This is a genomic window from Streptomyces sp. NPDC097640 (assembly GCF_040302705.1).
In the GTDB taxonomy this organism is placed as follows: Bacteria; Actinomycetota; Actinomycetes; order Streptomycetales; family Streptomycetaceae; genus Streptomyces.
This window is the reverse complement of sequence record NZ_JBEOSB010000035.1, coordinates 92,598-114,854: the sequence shown is the minus strand read 5'-3', so window position 1 is coordinate 114,854 and position 22,257 is coordinate 92,598. Positions and strand designations below refer to the sequence as shown.

Genomic DNA, 22,257 nt, shown 5'->3' with positions numbered 1-22,257 from the left:
GGATCGGCGTAGACCGCAACACTCGCGATCCCCGCGTCCCGACAGGCACGGGCAACCCGGACCGCGATTTCGCCACGATTGGCGATGAGCACCTTCTGCATGCTCTCTCATCCCTCTGTCAGAAGAACCGTCCGTCAGGGACGGTCGGTGGCTACCCCAGGGCCCGCTTGAGGAAATCCAGTACGACCTTCGCGTATGCCTCGGGATTGGTCTCCAGCCCGAGCAGATGCTCGGCCTTGGGCAGGACATGCGTCTCGGCCTGGGCATAACGCTCGGCGAGCGCGTCCACCGAGGAGGGCGGCACGATGGCGTCCCGCTCTCCCGACATGAACAGCAGCGGTATCTCGGCGAACTTCCCCGTCGCGGGCGGCGGCCACTGCGCCCGCACCAGGGCGGGGGCCAGCGAGCACAGCACCCCCGTCACCACCGACAGGGACGGCTCCCCGCTCAGCAGCCGCGGCACGGGCAGCATCCCGGCCTCCAGGTACTTGCGCAGCAGCGGCGGTACGTCATGGCCGGGGCCGCTGTCGCACACCAGCGCGTCCACGGAGAAGCCCTCGTGCGTCAGCGCCCACATGGACGAGAAGCAGGAGAAGGAGAAGCCGTAGACGGCTATTCGGGCCTGGCCGTAGCCCTGGCCGCCGCGCAGATGGGAGACGACGGCCGTGACATCGCTGGCGAACCGGTCGCCGAGGCCGAGCAGCGCCCGGTCGACGCTGCTGGCCCCATGGTTGCGGTGGTCGAACAGACAGACGGTGTAGCCCGCGTCGTGCAGGAACTTGGCGTGCCCGAGGCTGCGCGTCTTGCTCATCCCCATGCTGTGCCCGAGGACCACGACCTTCTGCCCGGACCCGGGGCACAGCCAGGCGTGGACGTACTTCCGGCCGGTGAAGGGGATCTTCAGCTCCCTGACGGGCAGGCCGTAGTCGCTCGGATGCCCGTGCTGTGCCCGGCGGCGCGGGTGGAAGGCCCGATAGGCGAGCGAGGCCCCGTACAGCGGGGCCAGCGGCAGCGCCGCGGCCGACACGACGCGGGACTTCAGCGCGGGATTCCGTACCGGCGTCTGCCGTGGCTCGGACATCAGCGTCCTCCGTGCGGGGATGGGGGGTCCGTCGGGAGTCAGAGCGGTCTCGTCTCGGTCGTCTCGGGCGGGTCGAACGGGAGTGGAACAGGAGTGGAACGGGTCGGGCTGCGGCTCGGGGTCAGCCGCAGCCCCCGGCATGGCCCTGGTCGCCGGAGCGGGCGGCGGCGGGGGGCACCGCCGAGTGGTGGCCGGGGGAGTCCGCGCCGGGCTCGGGCGGGGGGTCGAGCGGCGGCTCAGTGCGGGGGCGGGCGCGGACGGACTCGACGAAGGCGGGCAGCCGGTCCACCCCCCAGAACTTGTCGTAGCCGTGGAGGAAGAACGGCACGCCGAACGCCCCGTCCCGGCCCAGCGCGAGCAGCGCCGCGAGCCCCGGCCCCTCGCGCAGCTGCGGGTCCTCGGCCACCCGCGCCAGCCGGTCGGCCGGCAGCCCCAGCTCCTCGGCGATGCCCGCGACCGTCGCCGGGTCGCAGATGTCGCGGCCCTCCTGCCAGCGCGCCCGGTAGACGAGCTCGATGTACCGGGGGCCGAGCCCGGCCTCCAGAGCCGGGAAGTACGCGAGGTGCGGCACCTCCCACACCGGGTCCTCGTCCAGCGGCCAGCTGACGTCGAGGCCGCGGGCGCGGGCGAGCCGCCGTACGTCCTGGAGGATGTAGAGGTGCTTCTCGCGGGACATCGGGGTGTACGGGAACGTCTCGCCGTGCTCGTTCATCAGGCGCTCGCCGTCCGCGTCCGGCTCCCACCACGGGTGCCACTCCACCGCTTGTGCGACATCCGGATAGCGGTCCATCAGATCACGGTAGGCGATCCAGCTGTACGGACTGCGGAAATTGAAATAGAAGCGCGGCACCTTGCTCTTGCGGCGTTCGCGGGCCATCGTCATCCCCCCTCCCTCTCCTTCCGGACGGCTCAGATGACGATGCCGCCGTCGACCTCGAAGACCGCGCCCGTCACATACTCCGCCCCGATCAGGTACGCCACCATGTCGGCGACCTCCTCCGGGCGGCCGAAGCGGCCGAGCGGGATGCTCTTGCGCGCCTCCTTCTGCGTACTTTCCGACAGCGAGGAGGTCATATCCGTATCGATGAAGCCCGGCGCCACCACATTGGCCCGGATGCCGTAGCGGCCGACCTCTTTGGCGAGCGACTTGGTGAACCCGATGATCCCCGCCTTGGACGCCGCGTAGTTGCTCTGGGTGGCGTTGCCGTGGACCCCGGCCACCGAGGAGATGTTGACGATGCAGCCGGACTTGCGCTTCATCATCTCGAAGACCACCGAGCGGCACACGTGGTACGTGCCGTCCAGGTTGACGCCCAGCACCGCCCGCCACTCCTCGTCCTTCATCAGCAGCAGCGGATTGTCCTGGGTGATGCCGGCCGAGGTCACCGCCACATCGATGGCGCCGAGCCGCTCCTGGGCGAAGGCCACCAGCTCGCGCACCGAGTCGGCGTCGGAGACGTCCGCCTGTTTGCCGATCACCCGCCCGCCGCCCAGCTCCTCGGCCTCCTTCTCCAGCATGCGGGCCGCGTCCGGGCTTGACCGGTAGCAGAACGCGACGTCGAAGCCGTCCCGGGCCAGCCTCAGCACGGTGGCGCGGCCGATGCCGCGCGAGCCGCCGGAGACCAGCGCGACACGCTTGGTCATGGGCTCGGTCTCGTTCGTGTGGGGCATTCGGTCACTCACCTCCCTTGGGGGCCGCGTCCGTCAGGTCCGCGGCGGGGCGCATCGTCATCACCAGCCGGCCGACCGTCAGGGCGGTCTCGTCCCCGACCCGGCTCTCGCCCTCGAACATGAAGGTCTCGCCGACCTGGCGGGTCAGCCGTACGCGGTGCTCGACGAGGTCGCCGGGGACGGCGGGGCGCAGCGGCGTGGCGTCGGTGATGCCGCCGAGCAGCATGACCTGGCCGCTGAGCACATCCGGATTGGGCCTGTCGTGGGCGACCAGCACCCCGGCGACATGGCACCAGGACTCGATCAGGGCCGTCCACGGGTAGTGGTAGTCCGCCTCGGCGGCGTCGGCGGCCTTGTCGGGAATTCCCTCGTACCAGGGCTCGTTGCAGGTCACCGCCTTCAGGCCGGTGGCACGCTCGCCGGGCACCAGCTCGGTGACCCGGTCGATCAGCAGCATGGGGTAGCGGTGCGGCAGCACCCGCTTGATCTCACCGGCCGTGATCACCGTACGGTGCGGCGCCGGATCCCCGGCTAAGGAGGCGGCGCCGTCGGCCTGCGGGGCCTCGCGCTGCGCGCAGCGCCCGCCGTCGCGGGCGTAGCGCAGCCGGACGAGCGCGACGGGCCCCCGCCCGGTGGCCACGGCCACCCGGCAGCGCCAGGCCCCGGCGTCCCGCGCCCCGGTGTCCCGGGACCCGGTGTCCCGTGCCCAGGTGATGTCGCAGCTCAGCCGGTCGCCGGGGAACACCGGGCTGGTGAACCGGGACGACTCGACGGCCAGCAGGGTCCAGCGCTCGCCCGGCTCGGGCAGCGTGGCCAGCGCGCCGCGGTGGGCGTACTCGACGACGCACACCCCGGGGAAGACGGGGAACCCGGGGAAGTGCCCGGCGAACACCCGCTCCGCCGGGTCGATGAGGACCGTGGTCCGGGCCGGGCGGCCGCCCGGGGCCCCGGGGTCGACGACCTCCACCGTGCCGTCGACCGGTCCGCATGTTCTTGTGGTCGGCACCTCACTTCTCCAGCTTCGAGGCGAGCAGGTCATAGACCTTCCGAAGACAGGTGATCTCCTTCATCTCCTGCTCCTTCAGCTTCACCGAGTACTTCTTCTCCAGGACGACCATGACCTCCAGGGCCATGAGCGAGTCGACGCCCAGCTCCTTCACGAAGTCGGCGTCGTCGGTGACGTCTTCCTCCTCCACATCGAGGACGTCGGCGACGAAGGCGCGCAGCTCCTCCAGGTCCAGGGCGGCGGCGGTGTCGGCCATGCGGGTTCTCCTCGCGCTTCTCAAGGGGGGTTGGGTTCAGCCGGGGTCGGCGGTGTGGGTCAGTTTGGCCAGGGCGGCGGACGAGTCGACCGCGACGGTCGCCGCGCCCTTGGCGATGCGGCGGATCATCCCGGTCAGCTGGCGGCCGGGGCCGAGCTCCACGAACCGGGTGCAGCCGAACTCGCCGGCCAGGGTCCGTACGCTCTGCTCCCAGCGGACGGGGCTGGTGAGCTGGCGCAGCTCCAGGTCGTGCCATGTGTCGCCGCCGGTGTGCGGGCGGGCGTCCACGTTGGCCACGACGGGCATGTGCTCGGCGGCGAACTCCACGGCGGCCAGCGCCGCCTCGAGCTCGGCCGCCGCGGCCGCCATGCGCGGGCTGTGGAAGGCGCCGCCGACCGCGAGCGGGATCACCTTGCCGCCGCTCTCGACGGCCGATTCGCCGAGCCGGGCCACTCCGTCGGCGGTGCCCGAGACGACGATGGCGCCGGGCGCGTTGGTGTTGGCGACCCACAGCTCCTCGCCCGCCTCCCGGACCGCCGCGGCCAGCCCCTCCACGGTCTCCGCGTCGAGCCTGACCACCGCGGCCATGGTGCCGGGCGAGCGCTCGGCGCACCCGCGCATGGCCCGGCCGCGGGCGGCGACCAGGCGCGCGGTGTCGGCGAGCGGCAGCGCCCCCGCCGCGTACAGCGCGGTGTACTCGCCCAGGCTGTGCCCCGCGCACGCGACCACCTCGCCCAGTACGCCGGCGGCGGCCGCCTCGCGGTGGGCGAGGACCTCGGTGGTGAACACGGCGATCTGGGCCAGGTCGGTGCGGCGCAGCGTCTCGTCGTCGGCCTTCAGCAGCAGGTCCTCGACGTCGACCCCGGTGTGCTCGGAGATCCCGGCCACCAGCGGCCAGGACCCGGTCTCCCGCCAGGCCTCGCCCATGCCCTGCTTCTGGGCGCCCTGCCCCGGGAAGACCAGGGCGGTGCGCACCTCTGGCGCGTCGTCCGTCATCTCAACCAGCTCCTCAGGGTGGTCGCGCACGCGGTCACGTGGTCGCCTGCGGCGGCCGGGGGCACCGCCCAGCGGTAGCTGGGGGAGAACCGAAGGGGCGCGCCGCCCGAGCCGGAGGCACTGATGTGCGCTGTGAAAGGGAGAGCGCGCGGAGGCCCCGAGGCTGCGATCGCCACGCGGCGAAGCCGCTATCGATACAGCCGGCCACCGCCGCGTGGTCGACCGTCGGCCTGAGGCGCCCCGGCGGGGGCACCGCCCAGCGGTAGCTGGGAGGGGGCCGGTAGCTGGGGGAGAACCGGGCCTTCACAAGGGCCTCCGCAGCAGGGCCGCGCCGACCACGCCGTCCCGGTCGACCGAGGTGACCAGGGCCAGGCTGCCGGGGGCGGTGTCCGGACGCTCGGCGAGGGCGAGCACGGCGGCGATCTGGAAGGCCGCCGAGGCGGCGTAGGTGTCGCCGATGGAGTCGGCGGCCGAGACGCGCAGCGGCTCATGGCCGCCGAGCACGTCCGCGAGGGCGGCGCGCTCCGCCTCCCCCTCCGCGCCCGGGGCCTGCGAGTCGGCGACGGCCCAGATCCGGCCGGGCTCCGTGCCCGTACGGTCGAGCAGCCGCCGCACCACGTCGGCGAGCACCGTGCGGGCCCGCCCGGTGCCGCCCCCGGGGTCCGCGGCGAAGCCGAACTCCAGCCCCGCGACCTCGACCAGACCGCCCCGGCCGTGCTCGCGCGCGGACCCCTCCGGCTCCAGCAGCCACACCGCCGCGCCCTCGCCGAGCACGGCGGCGGTGTCGCCGTCGCCGCGGGAGTGCCACTCCAGCCAGGCGCGGGCGGAGGAGAACTCCTCGACGGCCCCGCACAGCACGGTGGTGGCCCGCCCGGCGCGCTGGAGCCGCAGCGCGTACTGGAGGGTGAGCAGCGCGGTGGCGCGGCCGCCCGCGATGGTGGTGTTGGGGCCCTTGAGCCCGTGCCAGATGGCGGTCTGGCCGGCCGCGCAGTTCATGACGGTGTTGGGGAACCGGGCCGGGTCCACGAAGAAGGGCCGCTCGCCGACCAGGGAGTCACGGGTGAAGTCCATGATGGACTGGGCGCTTCCGGTGCTGGTGCCCAGCGCCACGCCGGTGTTCTCGCCCACGCCGGGCAGGCGCTCGTCGGTGAGCAGCCGGCCGATGGCGGTCACGGCCATTCCGGTGGTCCGGTCCATGGAGCGGGTGCCCTTGCGGCCCAGGATCTGCTTGATGTGGAAGTCGGGCACGAGGCAGGCCTCGTCGAAGGGCACGGACCACTCCTCGGGGTCCAGCGGCTTCCCGGCCCGGCGGCCGGAGCGCAGCCCGGTGGCGAAGTCCGCGCCGTGCAGGCCCAGCGGAGATACGGCGGCCCAGGCGGAGATGACCGGGCCGCCGGTGGCGGTGGCGAAGACCATGGATCCGTGTACTCCTTCGGTAGAGGCTGGGGTGGTGTGCGGGCGGCCGGCGGGCGCGCTCTCGTACGCGGGCGCTGTCTCCCGCGCGGGCGCGCGCTCGTACGCGGGCCCGGTCACAGGAACCACACCTGTTCGTACGACGCCCAGCGGGCCGCGAGCCCGCCTCCCTCGACGACGCGCACGCCGGGCAGCAGCCGGTCGGCGGCGGTGCGGCCGAGCGCGGTGAGGTCGGGCTCCTCGACCAGCACGGCCACCCCGGCGGCCACGATGTCCCGCACGGTGGCGCGCGGGTCGGGGAGGGTGTCGAGGGTGCGGCCGCCGATGCGGACCGCCGGTTCGTAGTCGGTGTCGAGGGCGTAGCTGACGGCGAGGCCGCGCAGTGCCAGGTCGGTGCCGCCGCTCTGCCGGTGCAACTCGGTGATCAGGGACAGTACGTCGGCGAACTGCCGCTCGACCGCGCCCCGGTAGGCCCGTTCGATCATCACCAGCCAGCGCGCCGCCGTCGCCTCGGGCATGGTCAGTGCACCCCCAGGGAGAGACATGTGCCGGCCACGGCCACATGCTCGGCGTACTTGAACATGGGGCGCCTGCGCACCTGAGGGATCTGGTCGGAGGTGCCGCGCTCCTCGGCGCAGAAGGCGCAGACGTACCAGTGCAGCCGGTCCGGGTGGTCGGTCAGCAGCTCGCGCACGACGCGGAGGGCGGAGGGGTACTCCCGCTCCCAGTCGCCGTAGTTGCGCGGCTTGGTGTCGCCGAGGCCCGTCCAGGTGAGCCGGGTGGCGTCGCCGCAGGCCCAGATCTGGACCCGGGCGCCCTTGGCGAGCAGCGCGGTCGTCAGCCGCAGGGCGGAGCTGACCAGTTCGGTCTGGTGGGGCGCGCCGAGGAGCTGGAGCAGGACGTCGGTGGGCGGCGGCTTCCAGGCCATCAGTGCCACACCGCCCGCAGGCCGGGTGCCAGCAGCCGGTCCGCCACCTCGTCCATTCCGGCGAGGCGGGATCCGGGCAGCAGGTCCTCGGCGGGGAGGGCGCGCTGGGCGGCCGAGAAGCCGTCCACCCACAGCTCGCCGCCGCCGCGCAGAAAGGCCGCGACGCCGTGCGAGGCGCCGGGCAGCGCGGCGGTCACCCCGTTCTCGACGAGGAACAGCACCACGTGGTGGCCGTCCTGGAGCAGCCGTACGGCGTCGCCGACGAACCGTTCGCAGGGGGCCCCGGACTCGGGCCCGCCGCTCTCGACGAGCAGATGGTCAGTCATGGTCGCCCACCTCCGCGGCCTTCTCCGACGCGTCGAACGCTTCGGCCAGGAAGCCGAGGACCCGCTTCTCGTACTCCGCCGCGTCGAACCGCACCCCCCTCATGTGCGGGGCGCCGGCCGCCGTCCAGTACTCGGCGCGGGGGTAGTGGCGGGCGGTCCGCTCGACGGCCTCGGGGCGGACGAAGGTGTCCTCCGCGCTGCCGATGAACATCAGCCGGGTGCCGTACGCCGACAGGTCCGGCGGCCAGTCGGCGAGGCCCAGCATGCGCATCGCGAAGAACTCGAAGGCGCGCCCCTGGACGGCGAGCGTGAGCGGTCCGCGCAGCCAGCGCCGCATGGTCCGCCCGCGCAGCGCCGCGAAGTGGCGCAGCCCGGCCGGGACGTCGTACGCCGGGCCGCTGTCCGCGATGACGGCGGCCACCGGCACCCGGGAGCGGGGCACCACCTGGAGGGCGGGCCAGGTCGAGAAGGAGAAGCCGTACAGCGCGATGGCGCCACCGCGCAGCCGGGGGTCGGCGGCGGTGGCGTAGAGCACGTCCCGCAGATCGCTGATGTAGCGCTCCGCCATGCGGCCGAGCGCCCGGTCGGCGCCGCTGTCCCCGTGGTTGCGCATGTCGTACGCGACGACGTGGTGGCCCGCCCGGTGGAGCAGTGCGATGTGGCCGAGCGTCATGGACTTGGTGCGGCCCATGCCGTGGCACACGACCACGGTGTGCGGCCCCGCGCCCGGCACCACCCACGCCCGCAGCGGGACGCCGTCGTAGGAGGCCACCACGGTCTTGTGGTGCGTGGGCAGCCCCTTGTCCGCCGGGGTGCGCGCGGGCCCGGCGGGGCGCGGGGGGTGGTAGAGCTGATACGCGTGCTTGGCCGCGGCGGCGAGGCCCAGCAGCGGCGCCACGGCGGCGCGCAGGGCGTCGCCCGGCCGCCGCGGCGGGGCGCCGCCGGTCTTCGCACTGGTCATCGTCGGTCCTCGGGCCACGGGATCACAGCAGGCCGGTCAGGTCAGGATCTCGCCGCCGTCGACTCCGATCACATTGCCGGTGATCCAGGAGGAGTCGGTGCGGGAGAGCAGGGAGATGGCTTCGGCGACGTCCTCGGGCCGGGTCAGCCTGCGGTGCGGATTGAGCCCGCGGGCGTACTCGGCGAGCCGGCCGCTGTTCGGGATGCGCTCCATGGACGGGGTCGGCGTCACCCCGGCGCGCAGCGCGTTGACGGCGATGCCGGAGGGGGCGAGCTCCAGGGCGAGCTGGCGTACGTGGGACTCCAGGGCCGACTTGGCCGCGGACACGGCGCCGTAGCTGGGCATCACGCGGGCGCCGCCCGCGCTGGTCATCGCGTACACCTTCGCGCCCTCGCGCAGCAGGCCCGCGGTGAACAGGTCCTGCGTCCAGTAGACGAGGGAGTGGGCCATGACGTCGAGCGTCATGTTCATCTGGCGGGAGGTCACACCGGGCTCGCCCTCGGGTGCGACGAAGGGCAGCAGGGTGCCGAAGGCGAGGGAGTGCACCAGGATCCTGATCCCGGATCCGCCGGTCAGCTCGGCGAATCTGGGCAGCAGCTCCTCCCGGGTTCTGGCGGAGGCGGCGTTGGCGTTGAAGAAGTGCGCCTGGACGCCGTGGGCGCGCAGCTCCTCCCCCGCGACGGCGGCCTTCTCCTGCCCGTCCGCGGTGTCGAAGTGCACGCCCAGGATGTTGACGCCCTCGCGCGCCAGCTCCTGGGCCGTGGCCAGGCCCATACCGCTGGAGGCGCCCAGGATCAGGCACCAGGAACCCTCGAGTGATGTGATCATCAGCCGCTCAGCCTCCGCCTTCTTCCGCTTGTGCTTCGGTACGCGTCGTTTCGGCTTGTGTCTCGGCTCGTGTTCGGGTTTCTGCTCCGGTCCTTGTTCCGGCCTGTGTTTTGGCCTGTGTTTTGGCCTGTGTTTTGGCCTGTGTTCCGGGGTCGCCCGGGGTGACCAGGCACACCGCGGCGTTCCCCTGCGCCGCCGCGGTGACGACCACCCGCGCCGGGCCCGCCCCGTCCGCCAGGGCGGCGGCGACCCGCGCCACCGGCTCCAGACAGCCGGCGCCCGCGGGCACGTACTCGGCCCGCTCCCCCAGCGCCGCCGCGACGGCCTCGCCGACCGGGGAGCCGTCGAGCACGGCCGTGACCGGAAGCGGGCCGTCCGGCCCCGAGCCCCGGTGGCCGAGGGCCTGGAGCGCGCCGTCGATCAGCGCCCGGGCGCGCTCGGCGCCGCTCCCGGCGGCGGCCAGGGCCGGCGGCAGGAAGAACGAGCGGACCGCCACCCGGCCGTACGCCCGCCCGCCGCGCGCCGCGACGGCGGCCGCCGGCTCCAGCACCAGGGCGACCGCCCCGGCCTCGGAGGTGTCCGCCCCCGGCTCGCCCTCGGCCAGCACCTGCTCGGTGGCCCCGGCCAGCAGCCACCGGGCCCGGCCGGCGGCCAGCGCGCGCCGGCCGCTCTCGATGGCTTCCAGACCGGCGACCCGGGGGCTGGCGAAGGTGAGGTTGAAGCCCTTCAGCTCGTGCTCGGTGGCCAGGCGGCTGCCGAAGAGGTTGATGGAGAAGTACGGGGCGGTGACCGGGCTCAGATCCTCGGCGCCGGTCTCCATGACCGTACGGTCCATCGCGTCGTGCAGCGCGGCGGCGGCGCTGTTGGTGCCGACCGCGGCGCCGCGGCGCTCGGCTTCCACACCGTCCAGGGCGTCCGGCCCGATCCCGGCGAGTGCGCGCTTGGCGGCGGCGAGGAAGTACTGGGAGGCGGTGGGCAGGTATTTGTAGCCGCGGGGGCCGAGCGCGGTCTTGAAGTCGAACCCCTCGGGGCGCACCGTGCCGACGCCCGACACCACCAGTTCGGTCATGAGCCCGCCTCCCGGAGCACGAGCGAGACGTTGTTGCCGCCGAAGGCATAGGCGTTGACCAGGCCGTAGGGCGCGGTCATGGGGGTCGGCTCGGTGGGCAGCGGCACCTCGCACTCGGGGTCCTGCCTGCCCACGGGCACGTTCGGCGGAAGCGTCCTGTGGTGCAGCACCAGGACGGCGGCCAGCGCCGCGAACGCGCCCGCCGCGCCGCCGGTGTGGCCGAGGAGCGCCTTGACGCTGTAGAGCGGGGTCCGCGGCGCGGCCTCGCCGAGCACACCGGCCAGCGCCCGGGCCTCCACGACGTCGTTGAGCTCGGTGCCGGTGCCGTGCGGGACGACGAAACCGAGCCCGCCCGCCCCGGGCGCCGCCTCCAGGGCCGGGTCCGTCTCCCGCAGGGCTTCGCGCATGGCGCGCTCGATCTGTTGGCCGCCGGGCTCGGGGGCGGTCGCGTGGTGGGCGTCGCAGCTCCAGCCGGCGCCCGCCAGGCGCGCGTAGACCGTCTTCGCGCCCCGCTCGCGCGCATGCGCCGCCGACTCCAGGACCAGCACGGCGGCGCCCTCGCCGAAGATCGTGCCGCGCCGGTCGGCGGCGAACGGGCGGCAGCGCTCGGGGTCGATCGCGCCCAGCCGGTTGAAGCAGGCCAGCGCGACCCGGGAGTACGCCTCGGTGCCGCCCGCGACGACCACGTCCGCCTCGCCGGCGCGGATCAGGTCGGCGGCGACGGACAGCGCGTAGCCGCTGGCCGCGCAGGCGTTGGTGAGGCTGGTGTTGGGGCCCTGGGCGCCGAGCCATCCGCCGACGGCCGAGGCCACCGGGAACGCGGGCGCCCAGCCGTCGTGGCTCGCGGGCTCGCCGGCCCGCCGCCGCTCGTGCAGATCGGAGTCGCCCATGCCGCTGCTGATCGAGACGGCCACCCGGCGCGGGTCCACCCCGGCCAGGCCGGTGAGCCCCGCGCTGTCGACGGCCTCGCGGGCCGCCGCGATGGCGAACTGGGATCCGCGCCCCAGCGGCAGCCCGTCCTGCTCCTCGGGCCCCGTCGGCAGATCGGCCTCGGGCACCAGATACATGTGCGGGTGGTCCATGTGCGCCAGCGGGTCGGGCACCTTCGTCGGCGCGCTGCGCGCGGCGTGCATGCCCCGCCACAGGGCATCGGTGCCCGAGCCCAGACAGCTCAGCGCGCCCAGCCCGGTGACCAGTACGTCGGTCGCGCCGCCGGACATCAGCTGCCGCTTCCGGGTTTGCCGGCGAGCGCGCCGAGCACCCGCTGGTCGAACGGGACCAGATGCCAGTCGCGGCGGTTCTCGATCACCGCGTAGCCGTGCACGATCCGGCCGGTCGCGGTGAGCGTGAGCCTGCCGTCGCGGACGACGTAACAGTCCATGCGGGAGGTGTAGGTGAAGTCCTTGAAGATCTCCTCCACGGTGTAGACCGTGTAGAGGTCCTCCTCCATCAGCGCCTCGTCGACGATCCGGATGGCGGAGCGCGGCACGACCGGGATCCATTTGCGGTCGTCCAGCAGGGTCTTGATGGAGATGCCGCGGTCCAGCACGAAGCGGTCCTTGGCCTCTTCCATGAGCCGCAGATAGCCGGACATCTGGAGCCGCTCGGTGAAGTGGCAGTAGGGGTAGGTGATGTTCCACTTCCAGGCGTAGGCGTTGCGGCCCTCGGTGAGGGCGCCCAGCACCGCCGCCTCGTCGCCGCCCGCCGCGAGCACCGCGTCCGCCGCCACGCAGGCCCCGGCCTCCTCCGCCGCCCCCTCGTGGGTGCCGAGGCGCGCGACGGTGAAGCGGGCCAGCTCGGCGGGGGCCTCGGTGGGCAGGTCCAGATAGCTGTCCGTGCGCAGCGAGACCCGCACCTTGGAGGTGACGGCCTTCAGGGCGGAGCCGTCGCGGTCGACGCGGACGGTCACCCGGAAGCCGAGGGTGCCGTCCTCGGCCGAGGTGTCCGGCACCACCTCGGCCTCGGCCTCGTCGTCCATGTGGAACGCGTGCAGGATGCGGGTGTCCAGGCCGACGACGTCCAGGCCGAGGCCGTACTCCTCGTACAGCTGCCGGGCCGGCACCCCGCTCTGCGCGAAGTGGATCAGCACGGCTTCTTCCACCAGGTAATTGACGTGCTTGAACCCGATCCAGGTGCAGATGTTGGAGCCCTCGTAGCGAGGTCGCAGCCGCACGGTGGTGGTGTCGGCGAGCAGGGCCTTGGTCAATGTCGGCTCTACCGCAGCTGTCATCAGGTGTACTCCATCGGGGGGACCATCAAGGGGGAAACCGTCAGCGAAACGGTCAACGGAACGGGGTCCGCCCGGCCGGGGGCGCCGGACGGTGATCGTGCGAAGGAAGCCGTTGACCGCTTCCGAGAACTCGGCCACGCGCTCGACCATCGGGAAGTGGCCGGCATCGGTGACGACGCGCACGTCGGCGTGGGGCAGCGACCGGCCGAGCGCCTCGGCCTCGGCGGCCGGGGCGGCCCCGTCCCGCTCCCCTCCGACGATCAGGAACGGGGTGCGCAGGCGCTCCACGGGCAGCCGCGGGGTCTCCAGATACATCCCGAAGAAGCGCATCCAGCCGTACGGGCCGACGTGTTCGCGGACCTTGAGCGCCATCTGGTGCCGTACGTCGGCGGCCAGCCGGTGCCCGGCGCTGACCGTCAGGCCCTCTTCGATGATCCGGTCGAAGCTGTTGACGTAGTGCGAGAGCGTGGCCCAGTCGAAGTCGTGCCGGCTCGGCCGGTAGAACGGGGAGACGAGGACAGCTCCGGCGGGGCGGGGCGCGCTGCGCGGTCCGGGCCCGGCGAGCCAGGCGAGCAGCGCGTTGGCCCCGAAGGAGTGGCCGGCGATCACATCGGGTCCGCCGGGCACCCCGGCCACGGCGCGGTCCACCCAGTCGGTGACGGGGCGGTCCGGCCACCCGGGGCGCGAGAAGCCGCTCCAGGGCAGATCGGCCGCCCACACCTCCCAGGCCGGGTCGGCCAGTTCGGCGAAGCCCTCCCATACGGAGGCGCCGCCGGCCAGGCCGTGCAACAACAGCAGCCGGGCCGGGGTGGGGTCTTCGGTGGCGGCCGGGCGGATCAGCCGCACCATGCGGCCCGGTTCGGCGCCGTGAACCGGCGCGGCTGCGGGGTTCACGCGGCGGCTCCGCCGGGCTGCCGGGGGTCGGCGGAGGGCCGCCCGGGAGGGCCGAGCAGCAGCGCGGCCATGGCGTCCGCGGCATCGTCGCCGCTGGTGACCAGCGCGTCGGCCCCAGCCCGGGTCCCGGTCCCGGCCCCGCCCAGCCAGCCGACCGCGGCGGCGCACTGGAGCACGCCGAGCGCGCCGGAAGCGCGGCCGAAGGCGGCGGTGAGGTCATGGCGGGGTACGGTTTCAGGGAGGGGGGTGGGGACGCCCCGGCGCCCGGCTTCCGCGTCGCGGGGCGTGCCGTAGCCCTCGGGGGTGAACCAGACGCCCGGGGTACGGTCCCCTGGCACCAACGCCTCGACGCACGCGGCGAGTTCGGCCCGGCGTTCGTAGCGGCCCAGGACGGCCGCGGGCGCGGCGCCGCGGGCGCGGGCCCAGGCGGCGCCCTCGACGACGAGCGCGGCCGCGCCGTCCAGCAGCGGCTCCCCGGCGGAGCTGTCCGCCAAGCCGTCCGCCAGGCCGTCTGCCGAGCCGTGCAGCAGCCCCTCCACCACGGGGTTGCGCGTCTCGACGCCGATCACCAGCGCGCGGCGCACCCGCCCGGCGGTCACCAGCGTCGCGGCCCAGTGGACGGCGTCCAGGCCGGAGGTGGCGCCGTTGCACAGCATCAGGTTGGGGCCGCGCAGCCCGAAGTGGATCGCCGCCCAGGAGGCGATCACATTGCTGGAGGCGTTCGGCAGGCCCATGGGGCTGAGGCCGGCCACCGACTCCTTGGCGATGGCGGCGGCGGTGAGGCACGCCGTGTCCAGGTTGCCCAGGTTGGAGCTGGCGACCACGCCCACCGTCACGCCCGGCACGGTCAGCTCCCTGCCGTCGCCGCCGTCGCCGTCGCCGCGGATCAGGTCGGCGTCGCGCAGCGCGCCGAGCGCGGCGCACAGCGCCAGTTGGGTCGCGCGGTCCTTGTAGCGGTGGCCGCGGCGGCCGATGCGGGCGCCCGTGTCGTACGGCGCGTGCGACGCGCGGGGCGTGTCGGCGGGGCGCAGCAGCTCCCGGGGCGTGTCGGCGCCGGGCAGGGCCAGCCCGACACCGGTGACGACGACCTCCTGGGAAGTCCGCTGCGTCCGGGGGGTCATCTGCCCGTCCTCCCGCCCGCGCCAGCCGGAGATCCGGGAGATGGTTCCGCCCGCTCCACGATCGCCACCGCGTTGACGCCCCCGAACCCGAAGGCGTCGATCTGTGCGACGTTCAGCTCGGCGCCCTCCACCCGCTCCCGTACGAAGCGGAAGCCCGCCGCCTCGGCCACGGGGTCGGTCAGCCCCAGGGTCGGCGGCACCTGGCCGGTGGACAGCGACTTGAGCGCGACGATCAGGCTCAGCAGCCCCGAACTCCCGGAGGTGTGGCCGGTCATGGACTTGATGGCGGTCATCAGGGGCGCCCCGACGTCATGGCCGAAGACCTCGGCGATGGCCGTCGCCTCGGCCTCGTCGTTGAGCAGGGTGCCGGTGCCGTGCAGCAGGACCAGATCGATCTCGCCGGGTTTGACGCCGGCCCGCCACTGCGCCTCGGTCACGGCCTCGGCGATCCCCTTGGGGTCGGGGGCGGTGACATGGCGCGCGTCGCAGTTCATGCTGACGGCCCGCAGCAGCCCCAACGGCGCGCCGGCGGCCCCTGCCCGAGCCGGCCCTCCCCGCGGCGCGTCCTCCCGCGGCGGCTCCTCCCGCTGCGGCTCCTCCCGCCGCAGCACCACCGCCGCCGCGCCGTCGCCCATCAGCACCCCGCGCCGCGCGCGGTCGAAGGGCTGGACGCGCTCGGGCGGTTCGGCGTGCACCCGGTCCAGGAGGCCGAACATGGACTCGGTGAGGGTGTCGACCCCGGCCACCACGACGGTGTCCTCCGCGCCGGTGGCCAGCAGGTCGGCGGCCAGGGCGAGCGCGTAGAGGGAGGCCGAGCAGGCGCCCGAGAAGGTGTAGCTGCGCTCCGCGCCGAAGCGCTCGCGCAGCGCGGGGCCGAAGTGCAGCCGGTCGGGGTCGAGGGGGGTGCCCTCGCACCACGCCAGCTCGGCCGAGCGCAGCTCCCGCAGTCCGGTGCCGACCAGGACCGGCACCCCGCTCAGGTCGTCGCCGAGGCCGGCCTGGGCGGCGGCCTCGGCGACGGCGCGCAGCAGCCACGCGGTGGCGCGGCCGGGGATGTCGCCGCCCTCGGCGGGGCGGTCGTCGATCTCGTACGCGTGGCGCGCCCGGTATCGGTCCCGGTCGAAGCCGCGCAGTTCGCCACGTCCGCTGGTGCCCGCGCACAGCGCCCGGAAGACCTCGTCGACGCCCTCGCCCACGCTCGCCACGGCGCCCGCGCCGGTCACCAGCTGACTCATGACCAGTCCGCGTCGCGCTTGCCGAAGATCACGACCGCGTTGTTGCCGCCGAAGGCCAGGCCGTTGTTCTGCACGATCTTCACGTCGGCGTCGATGGCCCGGTTCGGCACGACGTCGAGCCCGCACTCGGGGTCGGTCTCGGTGTGGTTGATGGTCGGCGGGATGAAGCCCTCGGTGAGCGCGAGGGAGCAGGCGATGGCGGCCAGCGCGCTGGCGGCCCCCATGGTGTGGCCGACCATCGACTTGACGGACACGGTGCGGGGCGGATCGTCCTCGCCGAAAACCTGGCGGATGGCGCGCGCCTCGGTCACGTCGTTGGCCTTGGTGCCGGTGCCGTGCGCGGAGATGAAGTCGACTTCCTCCGGCTTGACTTCGGCATTGTCCAGGGCGATCCGCATACAGCGGGCCACGCTGTCCTGGTGGGGCGCGACGGGGTGGTGCGCATCGCAGTTGAGGCCGTATCCGAGGACTTCCGCGTAGATACGGGCGCCGCGGGCGAGCGCCGATTCCAGGCTCTCCATCAGCAATATGCCCGCGCCCTCGCCGGTGAGGATTCCCTTGCGGTCCTTGTCGAAAGGCTGGCAGCGCTCGGGGGCGATGGTGCCCAGCCGGTAGAAACCGGTGAACGTCTTGCGGCACAGGGCGTCGGCGCCGCCGCACAGGGCGAAGTCCACATCTCCGCCGCGTATGGCGTCGAAGCCGTACCCGATCGCGTAGTTGCCCGCCGCGCAGGCGGTGGGCAGGGTGACGGCCTCCACCCGGGTGAGCCCCAGCTCCTGGGCGACCGCGGCGGACAGCCGGCCCGCCGGGACGCGCCGGGCGATGACGCCGTCCATCTGCTCGGGCCCCTGGTCGACCTCCACCTCCACCAGGTGGTCGAGGTCCCTGGACTCCCCGTCGGTGGTGCCGACCGAGATCAGCGTGGGGACATCCCGCAGGTCGTCCTCGGTCAGCCCGGCGTCGGCCACCGCCATCCGCGCCGCCGACACGGAGAACTGGCTGGCCCGGCCGAGGGTCCGGACGTCGAGGTGCCGGATCCACTCGCCGGGGTCGAAGTCGGTGATCTCGCACGCCGTGGCGTGGTCGAACCCCTCGGTGTCGAAAGCGGTGATCGGCTTCGCGGCGCTCTTCCCGGACCGCAGTCCGGCCAGGAACTCGGCGGTGCCGACGCCGATGCCGGACACCGTGCCGAGACCCGTAATCACGACCCTGCGGGCCGGCTCACCCTGCATATCGCCCTGCCTTCGCTTGAATCCGCCACGGGGTCCGTTACCAGCCGGCCGCTTCGGAGACGACCTCGTAGACGCCGTCGAGGTTCACCATGCGGCTGAGCTGCGCCTGCGGGATGACGACGTTGAACTCCTTTTCGAGGGCCGCCAGAATCTCGATGGCCCGCAGTGAATCCGCGTCGTGCTCTTCCTTGAAGAGGCTGGTCTCCGTGACCTCGTCCGGGTCTATCTCCAGGATATCCGTGACGATTTCCTTGATTGTTTCCTGGCGCTCTTCGACGATGGCGGCCATTACCGCGCACCTCCATTTTTGGGCATGGGCAAAGCAAGCGAGGAACGTGCCCATGACGCTAAGCGCCGGTTCAGACCGCGACAACCCCGGAGTCCACTAGCTGTCATGCGCCCGGTCTCAGGTGACCGATTGGTAACCCCGGCTGTCATATACCTGCCGCGCCCGGCTCGGTCACAGGTGTTGCGCCCGGTTAATCGGCAGCAAGCTGCCAGTCGCCGCCAGTTAAGGAGACGGTTCTAGGGACACCACTAGAGGCGGCCGCAAACCACCGGACGTCATGAAACCCGCGAAATCGAGCCAGCGGCCGAGTCGCGGGTCCCCATGGCGGCCGCCAGTCGGGCCGTCAGTCCGGGCGTCAATCGGGGTACGACTCCATGAGCCCCGCGCGCGCGGCCCACACACCGGCCTGGAATCGGGATTCGACCCTCAGGTCCCGCATGATGTCGGCCACATAGCGCCGGTAAGTACGCACCGAAAGCCCCAGTTTCCGGGCCGCCGCGTCGTCTTTGTACCCCTCGGCCATCAGGATCAGGACCTCGCGCAGCACCCGCCCGCGCGCCCCGCCCTCGAAGGACAGCGGCCGCGAGGGGCGCTGCGCCGCGTCCCACATGCCGCACAGCAGCCGGTACAGCATGTCGGCCACGGTCGAGTTCTGGATCATCGAGGCCCGGGACCCGCCCGGCTCCCCCGGTGCGGCGTCGGGGGCGATGACCGCCGCACCGTCCACCACCACCAGTTCCTGGCGCACCGCGCCGGACAGCCGCACGTCCACCCGGGGCCCCAGCTCCCCGATGGTCCGGTGCCAGCGGGCGCCCCTGATCACCGGCTGCGGGCAGAGCAGCCTGACCCTGACGCCCTTGTCCAGGAGCTGGGCGAGCGTCTGGGCGGTCAGCTTGGCGTGCTCGTCGGAGGCGATCTCGGGCAGCGCCCAGATCACGTCCTGTTCGGCCCGCAGCACCAGCCGGCCCACCCACCCGGCCACGGCCTCGCCGTCCACGGGCAGATCGGCCGTCACGGAGACGAGCGTTGCGCGCCGGTGGTGATGCACGGCGGACTCGAGCAGGCGCAATGCCTGCCCAAGAGTGTCTTCGAGGCTGTCGGCCCCCGTCTGCGGCTCCGCCCGAATCGCCCCCCTCACGCCCACTTCCCCCGCAATTCCTTCAATGGGCGTACCGTCGTCTGGTTGAATTCGAAATTGGCTCAAAGGACACCCCCCGGTTCCTTTTTCGGCACAGTAACGAGGGTCCGCACCCAACCGCAAGGCATACCCCTGAGGGTATATAGGGCCAATCTTCGGCAGGAAAATGCCAGCGGTCAGGGTTCACTCAGGCCGAGATATGCCTTCCCGTGTGCTCAAGAGGCTGCGGCCCCGGCCCCCCATTGATAACTTCGCTTGAAGCCAGCACGAGTCCCTTGCCGTACGACGGCGGACCCATCTACCCCCGGGTCCCGAAAGGCGCCGCACACATGGCTGCACAGAACACCGCGACGACCGCCGCCGCGCCGGCCGACCCTTCCCGGTCGCCGACCGGCCGCCAATGGCTCGCTCTGTCGGTGCTCGTCCTGTCCCAACTGGCGGTGTGGCTGGACAACACCGTGCTCAACGTCGCGCTCACGACGTTGGCCGACCCGGACGACGGACTCGGCGCCAGCCCCAAACAGCTTCAGTGGAGCATCAGTTCCTACACGCTGATCTTCGCGGTGCTGCTGTTCACCGGCGGGGTACTCGCCGACCGGTACGGCCACCGCAGACTGCTGCTGACCGGCATGCTGGTCTTCGGCGCCGCCTCCGTGTGGGCCGCCTACGCCCGCTCGGCCGAGGAACTCATCGTCGCCCGCGGCGTGATGGGCCTGGGCAGCGCGCTGATCATGCCCGCGACCCTGGCGCTCATCGCCCAGGTCTTCGACGAGCGGCACCGCGCCATGGCCATCGCCATCTGGTCCGGCTCCAGCGGCATCGCCATCGCCACCGGCCCGATGATCAGCGGCGCGATCCTGGACCACTTCTGGTGGGGCGCGATCTTCCTGGTGAACGTGCCGATCGTGGTGCTGTGCGCGGTGGGCTCGTTCGTCTACCTCCCCGGTGCGCTCGCCAAGGTCCGCAAGAAGTTCGACCCGCTCGGCGTGCTGTTCTCCACCGCCGGCCTGTTCGCCGTCGTCTGGGGCGTGATCGAGGGCGGCCACCGCAACGACTGGACCGGCCCGGCCGTCCTCGGCTCGCTGGCCGGCGGGGCGCTCCTGGTCGCCGTCTTCGTCCTGGTCGAACTCCGGGTGTCGAGCCCCGGATTCGACGTCCGGCTGTTCCGCAACGTCCGGTTCACCGGCGCGAGCGTCGCGGTCATGCTCACCTTCTTCGGGGTGAACGGCTCGATGTACTACACGAGCTTCTATCTCCAGGGCGTCCACGGCCAGACCCCCCTGGAGTGCGGCCTCTCCATCGCCCCGGTGGCCCTCGGCGTGCTGTTCGGCGCCCCGCTGTCGGCCCGGCTGGTCCGCCTCCACGGCGCGCGGGCCGTGGTGACCTGCGCCATGCTGATCGCCACGGTGGGCTTCTTCGGCTATGTCTTCCTCGACGAGCACAGCGGCCTCGGGCTGTTCTGGGTCTTCCTCGTCCTCCAGGGCCTGGGCATGGGCGCCGCCGTCGCCCCCACCACCGAGGCCATCATGGCCGTCCTCCCCGCCGACCGGACCGGCGCGGGCTCCGCCGTCAACAACTCGATGCGGCAGATCGGCGGGGTGCTCGGGGTCGCGGTCCTCGGCTCCGTCCTGGCCGGGGTGTACCGGAACGAGATCACCCCGAAGCTGGACGGCCTGTCCCCGGCCGCGGCCGACGCCGCCGCGGAGTCGCCGGAGGCCACCCGGGTGCTCGCCGACCGGCTGTCCATGCCCCGGCTGTCCGACTTCGCGGACGAGGGCTTCGTCCATGCCATGCATGTCGCGGCCGTCGTCGGCGCGGCGGCGGCCGTGGTGGGCGCCGCGATCATCTGGTGGACCTTCCGCCGGCCGGTCTACTCCGAGCGCGGCGCCGAGCGCGGCTGACGGGACGCGCCCGGCGCGACGGGCCCGTGCGACGGGCCGGCCCGGTACGCCCGCGCGCCCGTCGCCACCGAAACGCGTCCGTTCTCTTGACGCCCGTCCGGCGCCGCCTCTACCTTCTGGCCGAAGTTACGTACAGCGTTCGTGATCTCGAACAGGCCGCCGCTGGAAGGGACTTGCCGTGCACCGCACCCGCACCCACCGCTGGTTGATCCTCGGGGCCGCGCTCCTGGCCCTGCTCGCGCCCCTGGTCACCGTCCAGTCCGCCCAGGCCGCCGCCGCGGCCGACGGCAGGCCGTACACCAACCCGGTCAAGGCGCAGAAGGGCGCCGACCCCTGGCTGGAGTACTACAACGGCAGCTACTACCTGGTGACGACCTCGTTCACCGGCGAGCTCACCATGCGCAAGTCGCCCACGCTGGCCGGTCTTTCCACCGCGCCGAGCGTCCAGGTGTGGTCCGACGCCGCCTCGGGCCGCAACTCCAACTTCTGGGCGCCCGAGATCCACTTCCTCGACGGCAAGTGGTACCTGTACTACTCCGCGGGCAACCGCGGCTCCGCCTGCTGCGACACCCAGCGCACCCATGTGCTGGAGAGCGCGGGCTCCGACCCCATGGGCCCGTACACCTACAAGAACAGCCTCACCGGATCCAACCTCACCCCCGGCGGCTGGCTCATCGACGCCAGCGTGCTGCGGCACGGCGGCAAGCTGTACCTGGTGGGCAGCGGCTTCATCAACGGCAGCGCGCAGAGCCTGGTCATCGCGCCGATGAGCAACCCGTACACGCTCGCCGACTCCACCTTCACCATTATCTCCAGCCCCACCCTGAGCTGGGAGACCTCCGGCAGCCCGGTCAACGAGGGCCCCGAGCCGCTCTACCGCGGCGGCCGCACCTTCCTGACCTTCTCCGCCAGCTCCTGCCAGACCCCCGACTACAAGCTGGGCCAGCTGGAGCTCACCGGCGCCGACCCGCTGAACCCCGCCGCCTGGACCAAGAAGCAGACGCCGGTCTTCCAGCGCAATGACGCCGCCGGCGTCTACGGCCCCGGCCACAACGGGTTCTTCACCTCCCCCGACGGCACCGAGAACTGGATCGTCTACCACGGCAACAACGCGGCCAACGGCGGCTGCGGCAACGGCCGTACGACCCGGGCGCAGAAGTTCACCTGGAACGCGGACGGCACCCCGAACTTCGGCACCCCCGTCGCCCTGGGCACCACCCTGCCCGGCCCGTCCGGCGAGACGGCGACCACCCCCGCCGCGTACACCCTGGTCAACCGCAACAGCGGCAAGTGCCTCGACGTATCGGGCGGCAACACCGCCGACGGCACCAACATCTTCCAGTGGACCTGCACCGGCGGCGCCAACCAGAAGTGGCGCGTCGAGGACATGGGCGACGACACCAGCCGCCTGGTGAACGTGGCCACCGGCAAAGTCATGGACACCGCCGACTGCTCCACCGCCGACGGCGCCGACATCCGCCAGTGGTCGTGGCTGAACAACAACTGCCAGAAGTCCCGGCTCGTCTACACCGGCGGCGACTACGTCCGGATCACCAACGCCAACAGCGGCAAGGTCGCCGACGTCGCCGACTGCTCCACGGCGGACGGCGCCGACGTACGCCAGTGGACCTGGCTGAACAACAACTGCCAGCAGTGGCGGCTCGCCCCCACGACCACCTGAG

23 protein-coding genes and 1 pseudogene are annotated in these 22,257 nt (G+C 72.8%); 2 read left to right on the top strand and 22 right to left on the bottom strand.

Annotation, left to right across the window (positions count from 1 at the left end; all coding sequences use genetic code 11):
* From ABTY62_RS40140 to ABTY62_RS40035, 22 genes and pseudogenes are all read right to left on the bottom strand, one after another.
* Window positions 1-101 (bottom strand): biotin carboxylase N-terminal domain-containing protein (locus ABTY62_RS40140; RefSeq protein WP_344316556.1); only part of this gene is annotated, 101 nt, incomplete at its 3' end.
* 50 nt (window positions 102-151) lie between these two features.
* Window positions 152-1,081: an alpha/beta hydrolase gene (locus tag ABTY62_RS40135; RefSeq protein WP_352134314.1), complete on the bottom strand. Its 930-nt coding sequence runs from the start codon at window positions 1,079-1,081 to the stop codon at window positions 152-154.
* 121 nt (window positions 1,082-1,202) lie between these two features.
* Window positions 1,203-1,958, bottom strand: a complete 756-nt coding sequence (locus ABTY62_RS40130) for a 2-hydroxychromene-2-carboxylate isomerase (protein ID WP_502997613.1) — start codon at window positions 1,956-1,958, stop codon at window positions 1,203-1,205.
* Window positions 1,959-1,990: 32 nt separating this feature from the next.
* Complete coding sequence (gene fabG, locus ABTY62_RS40125; protein WP_352134312.1) at window positions 1,991-2,752, bottom strand: 3-oxoacyl-[acyl-carrier-protein] reductase; 762 nt, start codon at window positions 2,750-2,752, stop codon at window positions 1,991-1,993.
* Window positions 2,753-2,756: 4 nt separating this feature from the next.
* Window positions 2,757-3,758 (bottom strand): 3-hydroxyacyl-ACP dehydratase FabZ family protein, encoded by a 1,002-nt coding sequence (locus tag ABTY62_RS40120; RefSeq protein ID WP_352134311.1) that lies wholly within the window; start codon window positions 3,756-3,758, stop codon window positions 2,757-2,759.
* A gap of 1 nt (window position 3,759) precedes the next feature.
* Window positions 3,760-4,014 carry an acyl carrier protein gene (locus tag ABTY62_RS40115; protein WP_311727235.1) on the bottom strand — a complete coding sequence of 85 codons (255 nt, stop codon included), beginning with the start codon at window positions 4,012-4,014 and terminating at the stop codon, window positions 3,760-3,762.
* Window positions 4,015-4,050: 36 nt separating this feature from the next.
* Window positions 4,051-5,010, bottom strand: coding sequence for an ACP S-malonyltransferase (locus tag ABTY62_RS40110; RefSeq protein ID WP_352134310.1), 960 nt, complete (start codon window positions 5,008-5,010; stop codon window positions 4,051-4,053).
* 303 nt (window positions 5,011-5,313) lie between these two features.
* Window positions 5,314-6,426 (bottom strand): beta-ketoacyl synthase N-terminal-like domain-containing protein, encoded by a 1,113-nt coding sequence (locus ABTY62_RS40105; RefSeq protein ID WP_352134309.1) that lies wholly within the window; start codon window positions 6,424-6,426, stop codon window positions 5,314-5,316.
* Between the two features lie 113 nt (window positions 6,427-6,539).
* Window positions 6,540-6,941, bottom strand: a complete 402-nt coding sequence (locus tag ABTY62_RS40100) for a hypothetical protein (RefSeq protein ID WP_352134308.1) — start codon at window positions 6,939-6,941, stop codon at window positions 6,540-6,542.
* A gap of 2 nt (window positions 6,942-6,943) precedes the next feature.
* Window positions 6,944-7,351 carry a hypothetical protein gene (locus tag ABTY62_RS40095; protein ID WP_352134307.1) on the bottom strand — a complete coding sequence of 136 codons (408 nt, stop codon included), beginning with the start codon at window positions 7,349-7,351 and terminating at the stop codon, window positions 6,944-6,946.
* Entirely contained in the window at window positions 7,351-7,677 is a 327-nt protein-coding gene (locus tag ABTY62_RS40090) for a hypothetical protein (RefSeq protein ID WP_352134306.1), read from the bottom strand. Before ABTY62_RS40090 ends, ABTY62_RS40095 begins: the two co-directional genes overlap by 1 nt.
* On the bottom strand, window positions 7,670-8,638 hold the full coding sequence (locus tag ABTY62_RS40085) for an alpha/beta hydrolase (RefSeq protein WP_352134305.1): 969 nt from the start codon (window positions 8,636-8,638) through the stop codon (window positions 7,670-7,672). The genes ABTY62_RS40090 and ABTY62_RS40085 overlap by 8 nt, the downstream gene beginning before the upstream one ends.
* A 36-nt stretch (window positions 8,639-8,674) precedes the next feature.
* The gene (locus tag ABTY62_RS40080) at window positions 8,675-9,466 is read right to left on the bottom strand and encodes an SDR family oxidoreductase (protein WP_352134304.1); all 792 of its coding nucleotides are present in this window, start codon (window positions 9,464-9,466) and stop codon (window positions 8,675-8,677) included.
* Between the two features lie 7 nt (window positions 9,467-9,473).
* Entirely contained in the window at window positions 9,474-10,535 is a 1,062-nt protein-coding gene (locus tag ABTY62_RS40075; RefSeq protein ID WP_352134303.1) for a beta-ketoacyl synthase N-terminal-like domain-containing protein, read from the bottom strand.
* Window positions 10,532-11,755, bottom strand: coding sequence for a beta-ketoacyl-[acyl-carrier-protein] synthase family protein (locus ABTY62_RS40070; RefSeq protein WP_352134302.1), 1,224 nt, complete (start codon window positions 11,753-11,755; stop codon window positions 10,532-10,534). The genes ABTY62_RS40075 and ABTY62_RS40070 overlap by 4 nt, the downstream gene beginning before the upstream one ends.
* The gene (locus tag ABTY62_RS40065) at window positions 11,755-12,765 is read right to left on the bottom strand and encodes a hypothetical protein (RefSeq protein ID WP_352134319.1); all 1,011 of its coding nucleotides are present in this window, start codon (window positions 12,763-12,765) and stop codon (window positions 11,755-11,757) included. The genes ABTY62_RS40070 and ABTY62_RS40065 overlap by 1 nt, the downstream gene beginning before the upstream one ends.
* A gap of 177 nt (window positions 12,766-12,942) precedes the next feature.
* A pseudogene (locus ABTY62_RS40060) lies at window positions 12,943-13,614 on the bottom strand (alpha/beta fold hydrolase); the annotation flags it as partial.
* A 41-nt stretch (window positions 13,615-13,655) separates the two neighbouring features.
* On the bottom strand, window positions 13,656-14,780 hold the full coding sequence (locus ABTY62_RS40055; RefSeq protein WP_352134301.1) for a beta-ketoacyl synthase N-terminal-like domain-containing protein: 1,125 nt from the start codon (window positions 14,778-14,780) through the stop codon (window positions 13,656-13,658).
* Entirely contained in the window at window positions 14,777-16,015 is a 1,239-nt protein-coding gene (locus ABTY62_RS40050; protein ID WP_352134300.1) for a beta-ketoacyl synthase N-terminal-like domain-containing protein, read from the bottom strand. The genes ABTY62_RS40055 and ABTY62_RS40050 overlap by 4 nt, the downstream gene beginning before the upstream one ends.
* On the bottom strand, window positions 16,012-17,247 hold the full coding sequence (locus ABTY62_RS40045) for a beta-ketoacyl-[acyl-carrier-protein] synthase family protein (protein ID WP_352134299.1): 1,236 nt from the start codon (window positions 17,245-17,247) through the stop codon (window positions 16,012-16,014). The genes ABTY62_RS40050 and ABTY62_RS40045 overlap by 4 nt, the downstream gene beginning before the upstream one ends.
* Window positions 17,248-17,284: 37 nt before the next feature.
* On the bottom strand, window positions 17,285-17,536 hold the full coding sequence (locus ABTY62_RS40040; RefSeq protein WP_311727250.1) for an acyl carrier protein: 252 nt from the start codon (window positions 17,534-17,536) through the stop codon (window positions 17,285-17,287).
* A gap of 355 nt (window positions 17,537-17,891) precedes the next feature.
* Complete coding sequence (locus tag ABTY62_RS40035) at window positions 17,892-18,551, bottom strand: helix-turn-helix transcriptional regulator (RefSeq protein ID WP_311727251.1); 660 nt, start codon at window positions 18,549-18,551, stop codon at window positions 17,892-17,894.
* A gap of 452 nt (window positions 18,552-19,003) precedes the next feature.
* Between ABTY62_RS40035 and ABTY62_RS40030 the strand changes: the two genes are divergently transcribed.
* Both ABTY62_RS40030 and ABTY62_RS40025 read left to right on the top strand, forming a co-directional pair.
* Window positions 19,004-20,575, top strand: a complete 1,572-nt coding sequence (locus ABTY62_RS40030; protein WP_352134298.1) for an MFS transporter — start codon at window positions 19,004-19,006, stop codon at window positions 20,573-20,575.
* 178 nt (window positions 20,576-20,753) lie between these two features.
* Complete coding sequence (locus ABTY62_RS40025; protein ID WP_352134297.1) at window positions 20,754-22,256, top strand: family 43 glycosylhydrolase; 1,503 nt, start codon at window positions 20,754-20,756, stop codon at window positions 22,254-22,256.
* Window position 22,257: the final 1 nt, after the last annotated feature.

Coding starts and splice junctions, on each gene's coding strand:
- ABTY62_RS40095 (WP_352134307.1), bottom strand. CDS start 7,351: ATGGCCTGGAAGCCGCCGCCCACCGACGTCCTGCTCCAGCTCCTCGGC.
- ABTY62_RS40085 (WP_352134305.1), bottom strand. CDS start 8,638: ATGACCAGTGCGAAGACCGGCGGCGCCCCGCCGCGGCGGCCGGGCGAC.
- ABTY62_RS40030 (WP_352134298.1), top strand. CDS start 19,004: ATGGCTGCACAGAACACCGCGACGACCGCCGCCGCGCCGGCCGACCCT.
- ABTY62_RS40075 (WP_352134303.1), bottom strand. CDS start 10,535: ATGACCGAACTGGTGGTGTCGGGCGTCGGCACGGTGCGCCCCGAGGGG.
- ABTY62_RS40040 (WP_311727250.1), bottom strand. CDS start 17,536: ATGGCCGCCATCGTCGAAGAGCGCCAGGAAACAATCAAGGAAATCGTC.
- ABTY62_RS40090 (WP_352134306.1), bottom strand. CDS start 7,677: ATGACTGACCATCTGCTCGTCGAGAGCGGCGGGCCCGAGTCCGGGGCC.
- ABTY62_RS40135 (WP_352134314.1), bottom strand. CDS start 1,081: ATGTCCGAGCCACGGCAGACGCCGGTACGGAATCCCGCGCTGAAGTCC.
- ABTY62_RS40080 (WP_352134304.1), bottom strand. CDS start 9,466: ATGATCACATCACTCGAGGGTTCCTGGTGCCTGATCCTGGGCGCCTCC.
- ABTY62_RS40055 (WP_352134301.1), bottom strand. CDS start 14,780: ATGACCCCCCGGACGCAGCGGACTTCCCAGGAGGTCGTCGTCACCGGT.
- ABTY62_RS40105 (WP_352134309.1), bottom strand. CDS start 6,426: ATGGTCTTCGCCACCGCCACCGGCGGCCCGGTCATCTCCGCCTGGGCC.
- fabG (WP_352134312.1), bottom strand. CDS start 2,752: ATGCCCCACACGAACGAGACCGAGCCCATGACCAAGCGTGTCGCGCTG.
- ABTY62_RS40100 (WP_352134308.1), bottom strand. CDS start 6,941: ATGCCCGAGGCGACGGCGGCGCGCTGGCTGGTGATGATCGAACGGGCC.
- ABTY62_RS40070 (WP_352134302.1), bottom strand. CDS start 11,755: ATGTCCGGCGGCGCGACCGACGTACTGGTCACCGGGCTGGGCGCGCTG.
- ABTY62_RS40110 (WP_352134310.1), bottom strand. CDS start 5,010: ATGACGGACGACGCGCCAGAGGTGCGCACCGCCCTGGTCTTCCCGGGG.
- ABTY62_RS40045 (WP_352134299.1), bottom strand. CDS start 17,247: ATGCAGGGTGAGCCGGCCCGCAGGGTCGTGATTACGGGTCTCGGCACG.
- ABTY62_RS40050 (WP_352134300.1), bottom strand. CDS start 16,015: ATGAGTCAGCTGGTGACCGGCGCGGGCGCCGTGGCGAGCGTGGGCGAG.
- ABTY62_RS40065 (WP_352134319.1), bottom strand. CDS start 12,765: ATGACAGCTGCGGTAGAGCCGACATTGACCAAGGCCCTGCTCGCCGAC.
- ABTY62_RS40130 (WP_502997613.1), bottom strand. CDS start 1,958: ATGGCCCGCGAACGCCGCAAGAGCAAGGTGCCGCGCTTCTATTTCAAT.
- ABTY62_RS40115 (WP_311727235.1), bottom strand. CDS start 4,014: ATGGCCGACACCGCCGCCGCCCTGGACCTGGAGGAGCTGCGCGCCTTC.